This is a genomic window from Pelagibius marinus (assembly GCF_014925385.1).
Lineage (GTDB): Bacteria > Pseudomonadota > Alphaproteobacteria > Kiloniellales > Kiloniellaceae > Pelagibius > Pelagibius marinus.
The window spans coordinates 1-14,469 of sequence record NZ_JACSDK010000024.1; the positions used below are offsets into that span (position 1 = coordinate 1).

12 protein-coding genes are annotated in these 14,469 nt (G+C 65.2%); 7 read left to right on the forward strand and 5 right to left on the reverse strand.

All coding sequences use genetic code 11. The features are described from left to right. Positions 1-669 precede the first annotated feature (669 nt). Positions 670-951: a hypothetical protein gene (locus H7X47_RS25285; RefSeq protein ID WP_193371569.1), complete on the reverse strand. Its 282-nt coding sequence runs from the start codon at positions 949-951 to the stop codon at positions 670-672. 101 nt (positions 952-1,052) lie between these two features. Between H7X47_RS25285 and H7X47_RS25290 the strand changes: the two genes are divergently transcribed. Beyond that, positions 1,053-3,134, forward strand: coding sequence for a 4Fe-4S binding protein (locus H7X47_RS25290; RefSeq protein WP_227010808.1), 2,082 nt, complete (start codon positions 1,053-1,055; stop codon positions 3,132-3,134). Continuing rightward, the gene (locus tag H7X47_RS25295) at positions 3,131-4,063 is read left to right on the forward strand and encodes an FAD:protein FMN transferase (protein ID WP_193371570.1); all 933 of its coding nucleotides are present in this window, start codon (positions 3,131-3,133) and stop codon (positions 4,061-4,063) included. The genes H7X47_RS25290 and H7X47_RS25295 overlap by 4 nt, the downstream gene beginning before the upstream one ends. 130 nt (positions 4,064-4,193) lie before the next feature. On the opposite strand, the gene H7X47_RS25300 is transcribed toward H7X47_RS25295, so the two are convergent. The 4 genes from H7X47_RS25300 to pedF form a co-directional block, all read right to left on the reverse strand. Further along, a complete protein-coding gene (locus tag H7X47_RS25300) occupies positions 4,194-4,574 on the reverse strand; it encodes a DUF779 domain-containing protein (RefSeq protein WP_193371571.1) in 381 nt (126 codons plus the stop codon). A 64-nt stretch (positions 4,575-4,638) separates the two neighbouring features. Next, a complete protein-coding gene (adh, locus tag H7X47_RS25305) occupies positions 4,639-6,162 on the reverse strand; it encodes an aldehyde dehydrogenase (protein ID WP_193371572.1) in 1,524 nt (507 codons plus the stop codon). A gap of 220 nt (positions 6,163-6,382) precedes the next feature. After that, on the reverse strand, positions 6,383-7,282 hold the full coding sequence (locus H7X47_RS25310) for a substrate-binding periplasmic protein (RefSeq protein WP_193371573.1): 900 nt from the start codon (positions 7,280-7,282) through the stop codon (positions 6,383-6,385). A 12-nt stretch (positions 7,283-7,294) separates the two neighbouring features. Beyond that, positions 7,295-8,005, reverse strand: a complete 711-nt coding sequence (gene pedF / locus H7X47_RS25315) for a cytochrome c-550 PedF (protein ID WP_193371574.1) — start codon at positions 8,003-8,005, stop codon at positions 7,295-7,297. Positions 8,006-8,210: 205 nt separating this feature from the next. Here pedF and H7X47_RS25320 point away from each other — a divergent pair, with 205 nt between their 5' ends. The 5 genes from H7X47_RS25320 (at position 8,211) to H7X47_RS25340 (ending at position 14,465) form a co-directional block, all read left to right on the forward strand. Beyond that, positions 8,211-9,374, forward strand: a complete 1,164-nt coding sequence (locus H7X47_RS25320; RefSeq protein ID WP_193371575.1) for an ABC transporter substrate-binding protein — start codon at positions 8,211-8,213, stop codon at positions 9,372-9,374. A gap of 7 nt (positions 9,375-9,381) precedes the next feature. Next, positions 9,382-10,344, forward strand: coding sequence for a YVTN family beta-propeller repeat protein (locus tag H7X47_RS25325; RefSeq protein WP_193371576.1), 963 nt, complete (start codon positions 9,382-9,384; stop codon positions 10,342-10,344). A gap of 245 nt (positions 10,345-10,589) precedes the next feature. Further along, on the forward strand, positions 10,590-12,356 hold the full coding sequence (locus H7X47_RS25330; RefSeq protein WP_193371577.1) for a PQQ-dependent methanol/ethanol family dehydrogenase: 1,767 nt from the start codon (positions 10,590-10,592) through the stop codon (positions 12,354-12,356). A 210-nt stretch (positions 12,357-12,566) separates the two neighbouring features. After that, a complete protein-coding gene (locus tag H7X47_RS25335; RefSeq protein ID WP_227010809.1) occupies positions 12,567-13,232 on the forward strand; it encodes a response regulator in 666 nt (221 codons plus the stop codon). Positions 13,233-13,325: 93 nt separating this feature from the next. Continuing rightward, positions 13,326-14,465 (forward strand): FIST N-terminal domain-containing protein, encoded by a 1,140-nt coding sequence (locus H7X47_RS25340; protein ID WP_319633685.1) that lies wholly within the window; start codon positions 13,326-13,328, stop codon positions 14,463-14,465. The last annotated feature ends 4 nt before the right edge of the window (positions 14,466-14,469 follow it).

A 14,469-nucleotide genomic window follows, 5' to 3' on the forward strand; every position in this document is an offset into this window, starting at 1 on the left:
GCCAAGGTGAAGAACCCGGCGGCGGCCACGGCGTTCATCGAGCGGCTGGGCGGCAAGTAAGTCTCAGGAAAGAATGGTGCCCAGGGGCGGATCGCATAAATTTCGTAGAATCATATACTTATAGATCTGCAGGGTTTGAAAACGCCTACAGCACATCAATATCTTAACCTCGCTTGTGTTGTACCGATCCCCAGGGCATTCGAGCGCCCCGCCTGGCCCGTCTTGCCAGCCTCCCAGCACCTGTCCCGAGTAGACCGGCTTAAGCGGGGGCGCCCTCGGTGCCGCGGCGCTCGTGCCTCGCCGCCGCTCCTACGGGGGCGCCTTCGAGCCCCGCTAGCGCCGGCCGCCGCATCCCGCCGGGCAAGGCCGTTACCAGGTGCCTGCCGCGGAGGCGATCTACACAGATTGCGACTTCCTGATCCCGGCGGCGCTCGAGAACGTCATCACTGTCGCTCGGCACCTGGCGGGAGACGGGTTACGTGCTCGCGGTTTCCTCGCTTGAGGCTCGTCCGACGCCTGCCGACCGAGCTTGTCGCGCCGTCCTTCAGCTGCAGGCGTCCGGCAACCCTTCACCGGAGCGCCCGATTGGAGATTGCTGGAGGATGTCCGCTGAGCGGGAAGCGCTGCCGTTGTCCAAGAAGGCGTGAATGTCAGATTTTGCCTGCACGATCAATAGTTCCAGCGAGCCGCGGGCGCTTCACGAGCAATTCTGGCGACTTCATCCAACGCAAATACCCACGTGTTGAGGTCGGACGCAGAATAGGCAATTCGTACGCCAGAGGGTGCGATTCCTGTGCCAACTGCAATAGCAGTTCCGGGCGCGACCGCAATTCCCAGCTTGACGCAGGCTCGCCCCGCCCGCAGGGCTTTCAGGAGCATGGCGAAGCCGACGGGAACATTGAACGACAGGGTGCCGGTGACGAGCGCCAGGTCTGCCTGGATGGCCGACATGGTCCGCTTTATGCGGCATCCAGCGAAACCGGCCAGCGTTTTGTCGGAGTTGCGACCTAGGTCGTATACTCGGTCCGGCGGACGGCACCTAGACTTGCCGCATGAAGTGGCCCCGCCAAAGCATTGGTCTTTATGCAGGTGCTATCGCGCTGATCGCTCTGGCGATGCTGCCGCTGCCCGGCGCCGGCGCGCCGCTCGGCAAAGAGCGCCTGGCAGAGCTTGTCCTGCCGCCCTACTCGCTGGGGGAGCCGGTCAACGACAAGGGGGTCTGGGGCCTGGTCAACTCCGGCGGCACCCCGGCCGGCTATGTCTTCGAGACCGAACCCCTGGCCCCGCTGCCGGGCTTCTCCGGCGCACCCATCAACGTCCTGGTGATGATCGACCTGGAAGGGCGCTTCCTCGACCTTCGCCTCATCCACCACAACGAGCCGATCTTCGTCTCCGGGCTCGGCGAGGCGCCCTTCCACAGATTCTTTGAGCAGTACCGGGGCCACTCGATCAACTCAACCCTGGTGGTCGGCGTGCCCTACGGGCATGCCGACACCGCCTCCTCCCTCGTCTACCTGGACGGCGTGACCAAGGCCACCGCCAGCGTGCGGATCGCTCATGAGAGCGTCCTCGCCGCTACCCTGGCGGTGGTGCGCGAGAAGATGCAGGGTGTGATCAGCGGCCCGCCCAGCGCCCCCAATCCGAACCACGACGAAGCGCTCAACTGGCAGGACCTCGTCGATCAGGGGCTGGCGAGACATCGCCGCGTGAGCAATGCCGAGGTCCAAAAGGCCTTTGCCGGCACTCTCTGGGAAGGCGACGACCCGGAAGCGCTGGAAGACCCCGAAGGTGCCTACCTGGACCTCTGGATCGTCGACCTCGGCCCGCCTTCCATCGCCCGAGCCGTGCTCAGCGACGACAGCCTCGCCGAACTGGCGGCGTTCCGCGCGGTCTCCCCGAACGACGAGCCACTGCTGCTGCTCGACGCGGGCCGGCACGGCCTGGTGTCGCCGGACTTCGTGCGCAACACCAGCCCAGACTGGCTGTCCGCGACGCAGGACGGCCTGCCGGTTACCCTGCGGGATGCCGATCTCCTGGTGAACCTTAAAGAAGACCTGCCCGATGGCACTGCCATGATCCTGCGCAGCGACCGGCGGCTCGGCTTCGATCCGACCCGGGAGTGGACCCTGAACGTCCTGGCCGTCCGCAAGCACGGCTCCTTCCAGCCGCAGGTCGGCACAGCGACGCTCTCGGCCCGTCACAAGACAGCCGCGCGCTTCTATCTCGGCCCCGGCAGCGCCGAAGTAACCGACCCCTGGCGCCAGGCGCTGCGCAATCGGGCCGGCGACCTGACGCTGCTGTCCGTCTTCCTCTCCGGCCTGCTGGGGCTCCTGGCCCTGGGCATGAACCGCTTGGCGGCGTTGCACAGCTTTACGCCGGCGCGTCTGGCGATCCTCGCCGCGGTGACCGGCTTCGTCGGCTGGTGGGGCCAGGGACAGCTCTCCATCGTAACCCTCCTGGCCGTGCTGAGGGCCGCTGTCGACGGGGGCAGCCTCGCCTTCCTGCTGTTCGATCCCTTCTCCCTGCTCGTCTGGGCCGCCGCGATCCTCGGCCTTTTCCTATGGGGACGCGGTCTGTTTTGCGGCTGGCTCTGCCCCTTCGGGGCGCTGCAGGAGTTCGCCCACCACATCGGACTGCGTCTCGGCTTGCGGCAGATCGAGCCCCCGGCGCGCTGGGACCGGCGCCTGAAGGCGGTGAAATACGGGCTCCTGGCCGGCCTTGTGGCAGTGGTCTTCGCCACACCGGATAAGATCGAGATCTTCGCCGAGGTGGAGCCCTTCAAGACGGCGATCACCGTCGCTTTCCGGCGCGAGTGGATCTACGTGCTCTATGCCGCGAGTTGGCTCGCTCTCGGCCTCTTCCTGTTCAAGGGCTTTTGCCGCTACATCTGCCCGCTGGGCGCGGCGATGGCACTTGCCGGCCTGCTGCGCCGCCGCGACTGGATCGCGCGGCGCGCGGAATGCGGCGCTCCCTGCCAGCTCTGCCGGGTGCGCTGCAAGTACGGCGCGATCGCCCCATCTGGCCGGGTCGACTACAGCGAATGCTTCCAGTGCCTGGACTGCATCAGGATCCATGACGACCCGGCGCTCTGCGTGCCGCAGGTTCTGGCGGAAAGGAGGCGCAGCGCCGCATGAGCAGGACAACCTTCTCCCGCCGCCGCTTCCTCGCCGTCGCCGCGGCAGCCCTGGCCGGCGGCCCCGCGGCGGCCCAGACCACCACCCGCTGGCAGGGCCGGGCGCTGGGTGCGGAAGCGACGATCACTCTGCGTGGCCCGCAGCGGGAGGCGGTCCGGGCCCTGGCGGCGGCGAAAGAGACGCTCCGGCAAATGGAGCGCCTCTTCAGCCTCTATGATCCGGGCTCGGCGCTCAGCCATTTGAACGCCACGGGCCGGCTCGAGCGGCCGGAAGAAGCGTTCCTGGCGCTGCTGCGGCTTGCCGACCGCATCCATCACGCGACCGGCGGTCTCTTCGATCCCAGTGTTCAACCGCTCTGGCGCGCCCTGGCTCGCAGCCAGGGCCGGCCGGACAGAGCCATGCTGGCACAAGCGGCCGCGCGCGTCGCTTGGCCGGGCGTCGCTTTCGACGAGGCCGAGGTCCGCTTTCTGCGGCCGGGCATGGCGCTGACGCTCAACGGCATTGCCCAGGGCTTTGCCACCGACCGGGTGGCGGAGGCGCTGAAGGCACAGGGCTTCGCCGCCACGCTGGTAAACATCGGTGAATTCCGCGCCGGCACGGGAAGCTGGCGCATCGGCCTGGCCGACCCGGCCTTCGGCCTTGTGCGCACGCGCAGCCTCTCCAACGCCGCCATTGCCACGTCGAGCCTCACAGCCCTGCCGTTCGGCAATGGGGGGCTCGGACACATCCTCAACCCGGCTGAACCCGGCCACCCGCCCCTGTGGTCGACGGTGAGCGTCGAGGCGGCGACGGCTGCCTATGCCGATGGCTATTCGACCGCCTTGTCTTTCTTCGCCACGGCGGCGGCCCGGTCCCTGCTGCACAGCCAGCCGGAGCTCCAGGCTATCCTTCTCGTCGACCATGACGGCGTGGTGATCGAGCTCACCTGAGTTCCTGCACGCCGCATGGGGGTGGAAAGTCGGGCAGCTACCTTCCACCCCCCCGTCCCCATGCGGCCTTCTTACAAGGTCAGAACTCTGCGACCGCCCGGGAATCAGGAATTGACGTCAGTGCCGGCGCTCACGGCGCCGTGGAACCGGCCTGGTCTCGAGAGAGCTCGGCGCTTTCCGCATCGGTGAAGACCCGGCTGCGCGTCAGGAAGCGCAGGCCCTTGGGCGCCTCCAGGGAAAAGCCCGAGCCGCGGCCGGGCACCACGTCGATGATCAGCTGGGTGTGCTGCCAGTACTCGAACTGGGACTCGCTCATGTAGAAGGGGCAGCCGCCGATCTCTCCCAGCTTCACGTCGCTGGCGCCGACCCGGAACTCGTCCCGCGGATAGCACATGGGCGCCGAGCCGTCGCAGCAGCCACCGGATTGATGGAACATCAAAGGCCCGTGCTGGGCCTCCAGCTCACCGATCAGCGCCAAGGCCGCATCGGTTGCAAGCACGCGTTCGACCATGGGGGTCCTCCAACACGAAGGGGCGCGGCCGAAACCGCGCCCGCTCCGCTCCTCAACATCGCGCTCAGAAGAAGCCCAGCGCCTTGGGGCTGTAGCTCACCAGCATGTTCTTGGTCTGCTGGTAGTGGTCGAGCATCATCTTGTGGGTTTCGCGCCCGATGCCGGACTGCTTATAGCCACCGAAAGCGGCGTGCGCCGGATAGAGGTGGTAGCAGTTGGTCCACACACGGCCCGCCTGGATACCGCGGCCGAAGTGATAGGCACGGTTGCCGTCCCGCGTCCAGACGCCGGCGCCGAGGCCGTAGAGTGTATCGTTGGCGATCTCCATCGCCTCTTCATCGGTCTCGAAGGTCGTGACCGAAACCACCGGCCCGAAGATCTCCTCCTGGAAGATCCGCATCTTGTTGTCGCCTGCGAAGACGGTCGGCTTGACGTAGTAGCCGTCCTTCAGCTCGCCGTCGAGCACCAGGCGCTCGCCGCCGGTGAGGACCTCCGCGCCCTCCTTCTTGCCGATGTCGATGTAGGACAGGATCTTCTCGAGCTGATCGTTCGAGGCCTGGGCGCCGATCATGGTCGTGGGATCGAGGGGGTGCCCCTGCTTTATCTTTTCCACCCGCGCGACAGCCTTTTCCATGAAACGATCATAGATCGACTTCTGGACCAGCGCCCGGCTGGGGCAGGTGCAGACCTCACCCTGGTTCAGGGCGAACATCGCAAAGCCTTCCAGGGCCTTGTCGAAGTAGTCGTCGTCCTCGTTCATCACGTCGGCGAAGAAGATGTTCGGCGACTTGCCGCCCAGCTCCAGCGTCACCGGGATCAGGTTCTCCGAAGCGTACTGCATGATCAGGCGGCCCGTCGTGGTCTCGCCGGTGAAGGCGACCTTGGAGATCCGCTTGTTCTGGGCCAACGGCTTGCCGGCCTCGACACCGAAGCCGTTTACGACGTTGAGCACGCCCGGCGGCAGGATGTCCTTGATCAGATCCATCAGCACCATGATGCCCATGGGCGTCTGCTCTGCCGGCTTCAGCACCACGCAGTTGCCGGCGGCAAGGGCCGGCGCAAGCTTCCAGGCCGCCATGAGGACCGGGAAATTCCAGGGGATGATCTGCCCGACCACGCCCAGCGGCTCGTGGAAGTGATAGGCAATGGTGTCGTTGTCGAGCTCCGAAAGCGCACCTTCCTGAGCCCGGACACAGGCCGCGAAGTACCGGAAATGCTCGATGGTCAGCGGCATGTCGGCCGCGGTCGTCTCGCGAATCGGCTTGCCGTTGTCGATCGACTCGGCCAGCGCCAGAAGATCGAGATTGTCGGCAAGGCGGTCTGCGATCTTCTCTAGCAGCGTGGCACGTCCGGTCGCGGGGGTGGCGGCCCACTGGTCCTTGGCCTTGTGGGCGGCATCGAGCGCCAGCTCGATGTCGGCCGCCTGGCTGCGCGCCACCTGGCAGACAGGGTGGCCGGTGATCGGGCTGATGTTGTCGAAATACTGGCCGTCGACCGGCTTGACCCAGTCGCCACCGATGAAATTGTCATAAGTCGAGCGCAGCTGGACGCTTGATTTCAGCTTATCGAGACCTTGTTGCAACTGCATTGGGATGTCCTCCTTGATTGATGCCGCCCCCCTTTCAGGCTCGGCTTACCGGGTTTGATTCTTGAGCGCTCTGTCGGAATGACGATGGCGACAATCCGAACGCTGTAACCTGTGGTTATCACGAATGGCCGGGCGCCTTCTTGATAGACATTCGTCGCTATCGACTTTGGTCGCATAGGCGATACCTTGCGTCCTGCGGCGGTCGTGCGCCCGCCCGGCTTCACCACTGGGCCCTTGCGAAGCTCAGCCCGTAGTCTTCGAAGATCCGGCGCAGACGCCCGTCCTCCGCCAGGGCACGGATGGCATCGTCCACGGCATAAGCCAGCGGGCGGTAGTTGTGCCGTACAGCAACGCCGAGGGTCCATCGCCCGACAGCAAACCCCGGCAGCGGGGGTTGATGGAGGGCTAGCTTTGGCGTCAGCGCAAACTCCAGCTGCGAGCGCGCGCCCATTACGGCCTTCACCTCTCCTCCTGCCAGCGCGGCCATGGCCGCCGCCGGTGTTGGGTAGCGCCGGGTATTCTTCAACAACTGACCGTTGGCGAGTCCCGAAAGGTAGAAATCGGCAATCGAGTCGTTCTCGACCCCGACCGTGTCGAAGCGGAAGTACGCGGGCAGAGGCGCCGCGTCAGGGTAGCTCTCCCGGCTGTAGGCGATGGCAACGCTCTCGTTGAAGTACTGCCCCGTCAGCACGACCTGTTCTACGCGGCAGGCAAACTCGGAGCTGTAAGGCACGTGGAGCATCACGTTGCTCACCCGCCCTCCGACAACGGCCCCCTTCCACACGTAGTTGCGCAGGTCGTCTTCAACGGTTTCACCGGCCGCAACGAAGCGAAACCGGGGTAAGACGCCGAGCGCCGCCGCCACCAGGCGACCGACCTCCACATCAATCCCGCGGGGACGGCCGCCCTCCTCCCAGGAATAGGGCGGAAAGTCCTCGTAGACGGCGAACTCGATGAATCCGCGTTCACGGATCTGGTCGAGATCCTGACCGACGATGTCGCGGCCGGCGTTCTGCGGCCTTGCCCCGGGCACGTAACTCTCGCAGCGGGACCAGGCAGTCCCGCCGGGAGCAAGCGCCATCACAAGGATGATGCAGAGAAAGAATGCCGCCCTGACCATCGGCCCGGCCAACTACTCCGCGACCGACAGCCCGACGGTCAGCGCTTCGGCCGCCGACTTCCAGCTCTCCACTGATCCATCCAGGACCAGCGCCGCACGGTAGGCCACACTGTCCGCCAGCGGTGCGCCGGAACCCGTCACCACGTTGGCGGCGATCTCAAGCAGCTCCTGCTTTACAGATTCCGCTGCGGCGGCGTCACCGGGGGCCTCCTGCGACCACTCGACAAGCTGGTCGCGGATTTCCTTCAGGCGCGCACTGAAGACGCCCAACGCTCCTTCGTCTGGCCGCGTCTCGATATAGGTGCGGATGGCCCAGCCGGCCTTTTGCCCCAACAGTTCGCCGAAGGCCGGCATCTTGGTCGTGCCATTCTGCGTATAGCCATGGCGAAACCGCTCCACGAACCACTCGTCGCCATACTCTTCCGCTTCGAGATAGCGCAGATCCGGGGCAAGCCCGCCGGAGACGGCGCCCAGGCCATGACAGCGTGCGCAGTTCTGGTTGAAGCCTGAGGCACCGATGTCGACGGCCTTCTGCCAGACTTCTTCCCCCATGTTGCGGTAAGGGTTCTCGGTCAGCCACTCCTCACCCACATCCGGCAAGGCATCCGTATTGACGGGCTGAGGCGCGACGTCACCGTGAGCATAGGCCAAGGTCGCGGCCACCAACGTCGCGAGACCGCAGAACGCGCCCCGGTACCAACCGACGGATGTCAGACCCAGCATGGCATCCTCCCTTGAGTTCTTGTTCCTGGTCCACGCCACCCGGCGATACTGCCAGGTGACGGCAGCGCCGACTGTGCCTGCAAGGAAAGTGCGCGAGCCATCCCGACCTTGGTCGGATACCGACTTTGGTCGTACACCGACCTTGGTCGGATTCCGGACGCCACGGCCCGCAAGTACGATCGCCGCAACTAGGGAGGAACCGCGAATGCGGACCATGATCTTGTCAGCGATCCTGGCTTTTGCCGCCTCTTCTGCTTCGGCCGAGGTGTCGGTGCGCATCGCCTATCTCGAACATCAGGTCAAACACCCGCCGACGCTTTCCAATCTGGACCCCCTGCCCGAAGACCTCGGCCAAGCCGGCGCCGAGTTGGGCCTGGTGGAAAACCAGGCATCCGGAAGATTTCTCGGCCAGGCCTACACGCTCTCGGTCCGCAGCGTCCCGCCCGACGAAGATTTCCTGGCGGCCGGGCGTGAAGTGCTAAGCGAGACCAGGCTGCTCGTGGTCAAGGCGCCGGCCGAGGAGCTGTTGGCACTGGCCGACCTGCCGGAAGCCGCCGGCGCGCTGATCTTCAACAGCTCGGCGCAGGACACCCGCCTGCGCGATGCCGACTGCCGCGCCAACCTGCTGCACAGTATTCCCAGCTACGCCATGCGCGCCGACGCCCTGGCGCAGTTCATGAGCAAGAAGCGCTGGTCGGTCTGGGCCCTGGTCGTCGGCACGCACCCCGGCGACCTTGCTTTCGCCGAGGCCCTGCGCGCGGCGGCCCGCAAGTTCGGGCTGCGTATCAGCGACGAAAAGACCTGGGCCTTCGGCGCGGACATGCGCCGCAACGCAGCGCAGGAGGTGCCGCCCTTCACCCAGTCCCTCAAGGCGCATGACGTGCTGGTGGTGGCCGACGAGATCGGCGATTTCGGCCGCTACCTGCTCTACAACACCTGGCTGCCGCGGCCCGTCGCAGGCTCAGAGGGCGTGGCTCCCATGGCCTGGTCCGGCGCCGTGGAACAGTGGGGCGCCGCCCAGCTGCAGGGCCGTTTCTATGCCAGGACGGGACGGAAGATGCGGGCCGAGGACTATGCCGCCTGGGCCGCGGTGCGCAGCATCGGCGAAGCGGTAACCCGCAGCGGCGCGGACGAGCCTGATGCCCTGCGCGACTATATTCTCTCCGATGCCTTCGAGCTCGCCGGCTTCAAGGGGCGCCCCCTGAGCTACCGGCAATGGAACGGCCAGCTGCGCCAGCCCATTCCCCTCGTCCAACCCCGCGCCCTGGTCGCCCAGGCGCCGCTGGACGGCTTCCTGCACCAGCACACGGAGCTCGACACGCTCGGCCTCGATGCCCCTGAGTGCAACTGCCGCGCCTTCCTGGAGTAGCAGGCCCATGTTGCGAATCACCATACAGCTGCTGACTCTTGCCGCACTCGCCGGTCCGGCCGGCGCCGCCGAAGTCTGGATCACCAACGAGAAAGACAACACCATCAGCGTCATTGACAGCGAGAGCCTGGAGGTCGTCCGCACCCTGCCGACCGGGGAGCGTCCCCGCGGCATCACCTTCTCCAAGGATTACAGCCGGGTCTACATCTGCGCATCCGACAGCGACACCGTCCAGGTGATGGATCCGGAGACCGGCGAGATTCTGCACAACCTGCCCTCGGGCGAGGATCCGGAGCAGTTCGTGCTGCATCCCGACGATCGCCACCTGTACATCGCCAACGAAGACGACGCCGTCGCCACTGTCGTCGATACCGAGTCGCGCCGCGTGGTGGCCCAGATCGATGTCGGGATCGAGCCGGAGGGCATGGCCGTTTCCCCCGACGGCAAGCTGATCATCACGACATCCGAAACCACGAACATGGCGCATTGGATCGACACACAGACCCATCGCGTCGTCGCCAACACGCTGGTGGATGCGCGCCCCCGCCATGCGGAGTTCACCAAGGATGGATCGAAGCTCTGGGTCAGCGCCGAGATCGGTGGCACCATTTCCGTATTCCGGGTTGCCGACCACAGCGAGATCACAAAGATCGGTTTTTCGATCAGGGGGATCCGCGACGACGCGATCCAGCCGGTCGGGTTCGAATTCAGCCCGGACGGGCGCCGGGCCTTCGTGGCCCTAGGCCCGGCCAATCACATCGCCGTCGTCGACACTGAAACCTACGAAGTCGAGAAATACATCCTGGTCGGCCGCCGCGTCTGGCATATGGAATTCTCGCCCGACAAGGCGCGCCTGTTTGTCACTAACGGTGTATCGGGCGACGTGACCGTGATCGATACCGCGCGGCTGACGCCGATCAAGACGGTCAAGGTCGGCCGCTTTCCCTGGGGCGCAGCGGCGCGTCCTTGAGGCAAGGCGCCGAGGGCTACGCGTCAGCAAAGGCGCGCTCGGCAGCCATTCGCAACACCGTTCCATCTGGTCGGAGCGGCCTGTGGCTTAGTTGTGCTCAAACTCAAGGGCGTGCGCGCCAGGTCTTACGACCAATGTGTAAGTTCCAAAGCCTTCGGGCGGGACAGATACTCGAAACCTGATTGAAGTCTGCAGCCTTCGTGAGTGGAACGGCTGCCGCAAACAAGGAGAGGGAGGAATCAACTATGCGCCGGTTCTTGCTAGCTGCCGCCGCTGGAATCCTGGTGTCCGCTACGGCCCAGGCCCAGGTGACGGAAGATGACCTGAAAAACGATCAGACGATCACGACACAGATCGTCACCAACGGCATGGGGCGGCATCTTCAGCGCTACAGCCCGCTGAAGATCGTCAACAAAGAGAACGTGAAGAACCTGCTTCCGGTCTGGGCTTTCTCGCTTGGCGGGGAGAAGCAGAGGGGTCAGGAAAGCCAGCCCCTGGTGTATGACGGCGTGATGTACATCACCGCCTCCTATTCCCGGCTCTTTGCCATCGACGCCCGCACGGGTGAAGAAATCTGGCAGTACGACGCCCGCCTTCCGGAAGGTATCCTGCCCTGCTGCGACGTCATCAACCGCGGCGCCGCGATCTACGGTGACAAGATCTACTTCGGCACGCTCGACGCGAGAATCGTCGCGCTTGACCGCAAGACGGGCGACGTGGTCTGGCGCAAGAAGATCGCGGACTACAAGGCCGGCTACTCCTATACCGCCGCCCCCATTATCGTGAACGGCCTGGTCATCACCGGCAATTCGGGTGGTGAGTTCGGCATCGTCGGCGAAGTGCAGGCGCGCGACGCGGAGACCGGCGAAATGGTGTGGACCCGGCCGGTGATCGAGGGGCACATGGGCACCTACAAGGGCAAGCCCTCGACGATGACCGGCAAGCTGAACGCAACCTGGCCGGGCGACCTCTGGAAGACCGGCGGCGGCGCCACCTGGCTTGGCGGTTCCTACGATGCCGAGACCGATACCCTGGTCTTCGGCGCCGGCAACCCGGCCCCTTGGAACAGCCACCTCCGCAATGCCGGCGAACCCCGGCCCGACAATTCGGGAGACAATCTCTACGCCGCCTCGCGGATTGGCATCAATCCCGCAAACGGCGAGATCAAGTGGCACTTCCAGACCACGCCGCGCGAAGGCTGGGACTTTGACGGCGTGAATGAGGTGGTCCCCTTCGTCGACGCGAAGGGCGACAAGCGCTTCGCCACGGCCGACCGCAATGGCTTCTTCTACGTGCTGAACCGGGAGGACGGCGCCTTCGTCGACGCCTTCCCCTTCGTGAAGAACATCACCTGGGCCAAGGGCATCGACAAGAACGGCCGGCCGATCTACGTCGAGGAAAACCGGCCGGGCAACCCTTCTGCCGCAGCCGACGGCGCCAAGGGCGAGACCATCTTCGCGGTGCCTTCCTTCCTGGGCGGCAAGAACTGGATGCCGATGGCCTACAGCCAGGATACGGGCCTGTTCTACGTGCCGTCCAACGAATGGGGCATGGATATCTGGAACGAGCCCATCTCCTACAAGAAGGGCGCGGCCTACCTGGGCGCCGGCTTCACGATCAAGCCGCTGTTCGAGGATCACATCGGCTCGCTGAAGGCGATCGATCCGCTGACCGGCGAGACTCAGTGGGAGTACAAGAACAACGCGCCGCTGTGGGGCGGCGTGATGACCACGGCCGGTGGCCTGGTCTTCACCGGGACGCCGGAAGGCCTTTTCAAGGCTTTCGACGACGAAACCGGCGAGGAGCTGTGGTCGTTCCAGACCGGTTCGGGCATCGTCGGCCAGCCAGTCACCTGGGAGATGGACGGCGAGCAGTATGTCGCCGTGATCTCCGGCTGGGGCGGCGCGGTCCCGCTGTGGGGCGGCGAGGTCGCGAAGAAGGTCAACTACCTGAACCAGGGCGGCCTGGTCTGGGTTTTCAAGGTGCCGAAGCAGCTGGTCTCGGCCAACTAGGTAGCGTTCCCTGACCTATGGGCGCCCCCTTCCGGGGGCGCCCCCTTTTTCCCAGTGCCCTAGCTTGGCCCCCCTACCTTGATCGAGTATCGAAGCGGGCCGTCTTCTGCTAGCATGAATTCTTGGTCGAAAGCGGTGCAAGCGGTGGAAAGCAGTAACCAAATGACGGAGGCCTCGACAGATCCCGCGCCACAGCCGGAGAAAGTCAGCTTGGTCTGCGCACTTATCGTCGACGATCACCCGCTCTTCTGTGAAGCGCTCTCGATGACGCTGAAAACTGCCGTCAAAGTGGACAAGGTCCTGACCGCCGGGCGCCTCGAAGACGCGATTGCCCTGCTGGGCGAGGCGACCAAGCCGGACGTCATCCTGCTGGACCTCAACCTGCCTGGCGTCAACGGCCTGGACGGCCTGATCCGCCTGAAGAGGGCCGCGCCGCAGGTCCCCATCATCGTCGTTTCCTCATTGTCGGAGAACCGCATCATCACCTCCGCCATCCGGGCCGGCGCTGCGGGTTTCGTGCCCAAGCACAGCCAGCGGGACGTCTTCACCCGCGCCTTTGCCGACATCTGGGCCGGAAAGGTACATCTTCCTAGCGACTATGTGGCCCCCGCCGAAGAGGACGGCGACGCCCCCTCGGCCAGCGAGGACGTGATCCAGCGCCTGGCACAGCTGACACCGCAGCAGGCCCGGATCCTGCAGTGCATCTGCGAGGGCAAGCTGAACAAGCAAATCGCCTACGACCTCTCCATCGCCGAGGCCACCGTTAAGGCCCATATCACCGCCATTATGCGCAAGCTTGGCGTCCACAACCGTACACAGGCCGTGGTGATGGCCCAGAACGCCCACTTTTCAAAGCTCTTGCAAGACGACAACTAGCTCCCCTAACCTTCCCGCAATAAGAAACAAGAAGCAGTTGGGGAGCGTCCTATGGGAGCAATGGCTCCGCCCTGTGCGGCGGACGTGGCTGGGGTGCCTGTTCTGCGGACAGCCCATGCCGCGGCCGACGATGCCCAAGCCGCGATTTCCCGGATTGCGGCCGAGATCGGGCCCACCGAGCTCAGCCTGGTAGTGCTCTTCATCTCACCCAACGCCGACCTGCCCGCCGTGGCCGGCGCCGCCCGGGAGGCCTTCGGCACCACGCCGGTGATCGGCTGCACAACTGCCGGCGAGATCTCATCGGAAGGCTATACGGAGAACGAGATCGTCGCCGCCGCCTTCCCCTCGTCGCACTTCGTCTCTCTGATCCACCTGATCGACAATCTGGAGAAACTGGGCCGCCGCCACGTCGCCAGCGCCACGGTGCGGCTGCGCGGAGAGCTGGCGCGCATGGCGCCCGACTGGCACTCCGAGTTCGCCTTCCTTATGGTCGACGGCATGTCGCTGCTGGAGGACCAACTGGTCTCGACGCTCGACCTGGCGCTGGGCCCGGTGCCGCTGTTCGGCGGCTCGGCCGGCGATGGCCTCGATTTCCGGCAGACTTTCATTCTTTGCAACGGCAGCATCTACCAGAACGCTGCCGTGCTGGCGCTGCTGCGCACCAGCTGCCAAATAAAGGTCTTCAACTTCGACCATCTGCAGCCCACGGACCGCAAGATGGTGGTCACCGAAGCGGATCCGGAGCGGCGGGTCGTGCACGAGATCAATGCGGAGCCGGCTGCACGCGAATATGCACGGGTCGTCGGCCTGGACTCGGAGCAACTCTCCCCCTTCATCTTTGCGGCCCATCCGGTAGTGGTGAAGGTCGGTGGCAGGCATCACGTGCGCGCCATTCAGAAAGTCGAGCCGAACGGCGACCTGACGTTCTTTTCGGCCATCGACGAGGGCCTGGTCCTGACGCTCGCCGAGCCACGCGACATCGCCGCTCATCTCGACGAGGCCCTGCACGACCTTTCGAATTCGGCAGCACCGGAGGCCATCATCGCTTGCGACTGTATCCTGCGCCGCCTCGAGGCCGAGCAGAAGCAGGCGGTCGGCGCGGTCTCGCGCATCCTCTCCAAGAACAAGGTGATCGGATTCAGCACCTATGGCGAACAGATGAACGCCGTGCACGTGAACCAGACCATGACCGGCATCGCCATCTATCCGCCGTCACCACCAAGGGAGCCCTGAGGCC

Bases quoted from the DNA above. Each gene is read 5' to 3' on its own strand.
- H7X47_RS25285 (WP_193371569.1), bottom strand. From the start codon at position 951: ATGTCGGCCATCCAGGCAGACCTGGCGCTCGTCACCGGCACCCTGTCG.
- H7X47_RS25320 (WP_193371575.1), top strand. From the start codon at position 8,211: ATGCGGACCATGATCTTGTCAGCGATCCTGGCTTTTGCCGCCTCTTCT.
- H7X47_RS25295 (WP_193371570.1), top strand. From the start codon at position 3,131: ATGAGCAGGACAACCTTCTCCCGCCGCCGCTTCCTCGCCGTCGCCGCG.
- H7X47_RS25310 (WP_193371573.1), bottom strand. From the start codon at position 7,282: ATGGTCAGGGCGGCATTCTTTCTCTGCATCATCCTTGTGATGGCGCTT.
- H7X47_RS25300 (WP_193371571.1), bottom strand. From the start codon at position 4,574: ATGGTCGAACGCGTGCTTGCAACCGATGCGGCCTTGGCGCTGATCGGT.
- H7X47_RS25325 (WP_193371576.1), top strand. From the start codon at position 9,382: ATGTTGCGAATCACCATACAGCTGCTGACTCTTGCCGCACTCGCCGGT.
- H7X47_RS25290 (WP_227010808.1), top strand. From the start codon at position 1,053: ATGAAGTGGCCCCGCCAAAGCATTGGTCTTTATGCAGGTGCTATCGCG.
- adh (WP_193371572.1), bottom strand. From the start codon at position 6,162: ATGCAGTTGCAACAAGGTCTCGATAAGCTGAAATCAAGCGTCCAGCTG.
- H7X47_RS25330 (WP_193371577.1), top strand. From the start codon at position 10,590: ATGCGCCGGTTCTTGCTAGCTGCCGCCGCTGGAATCCTGGTGTCCGCT.
- pedF (WP_193371574.1), bottom strand. From the start codon at position 8,005: ATGCTGGGTCTGACATCCGTCGGTTGGTACCGGGGCGCGTTCTGCGGT.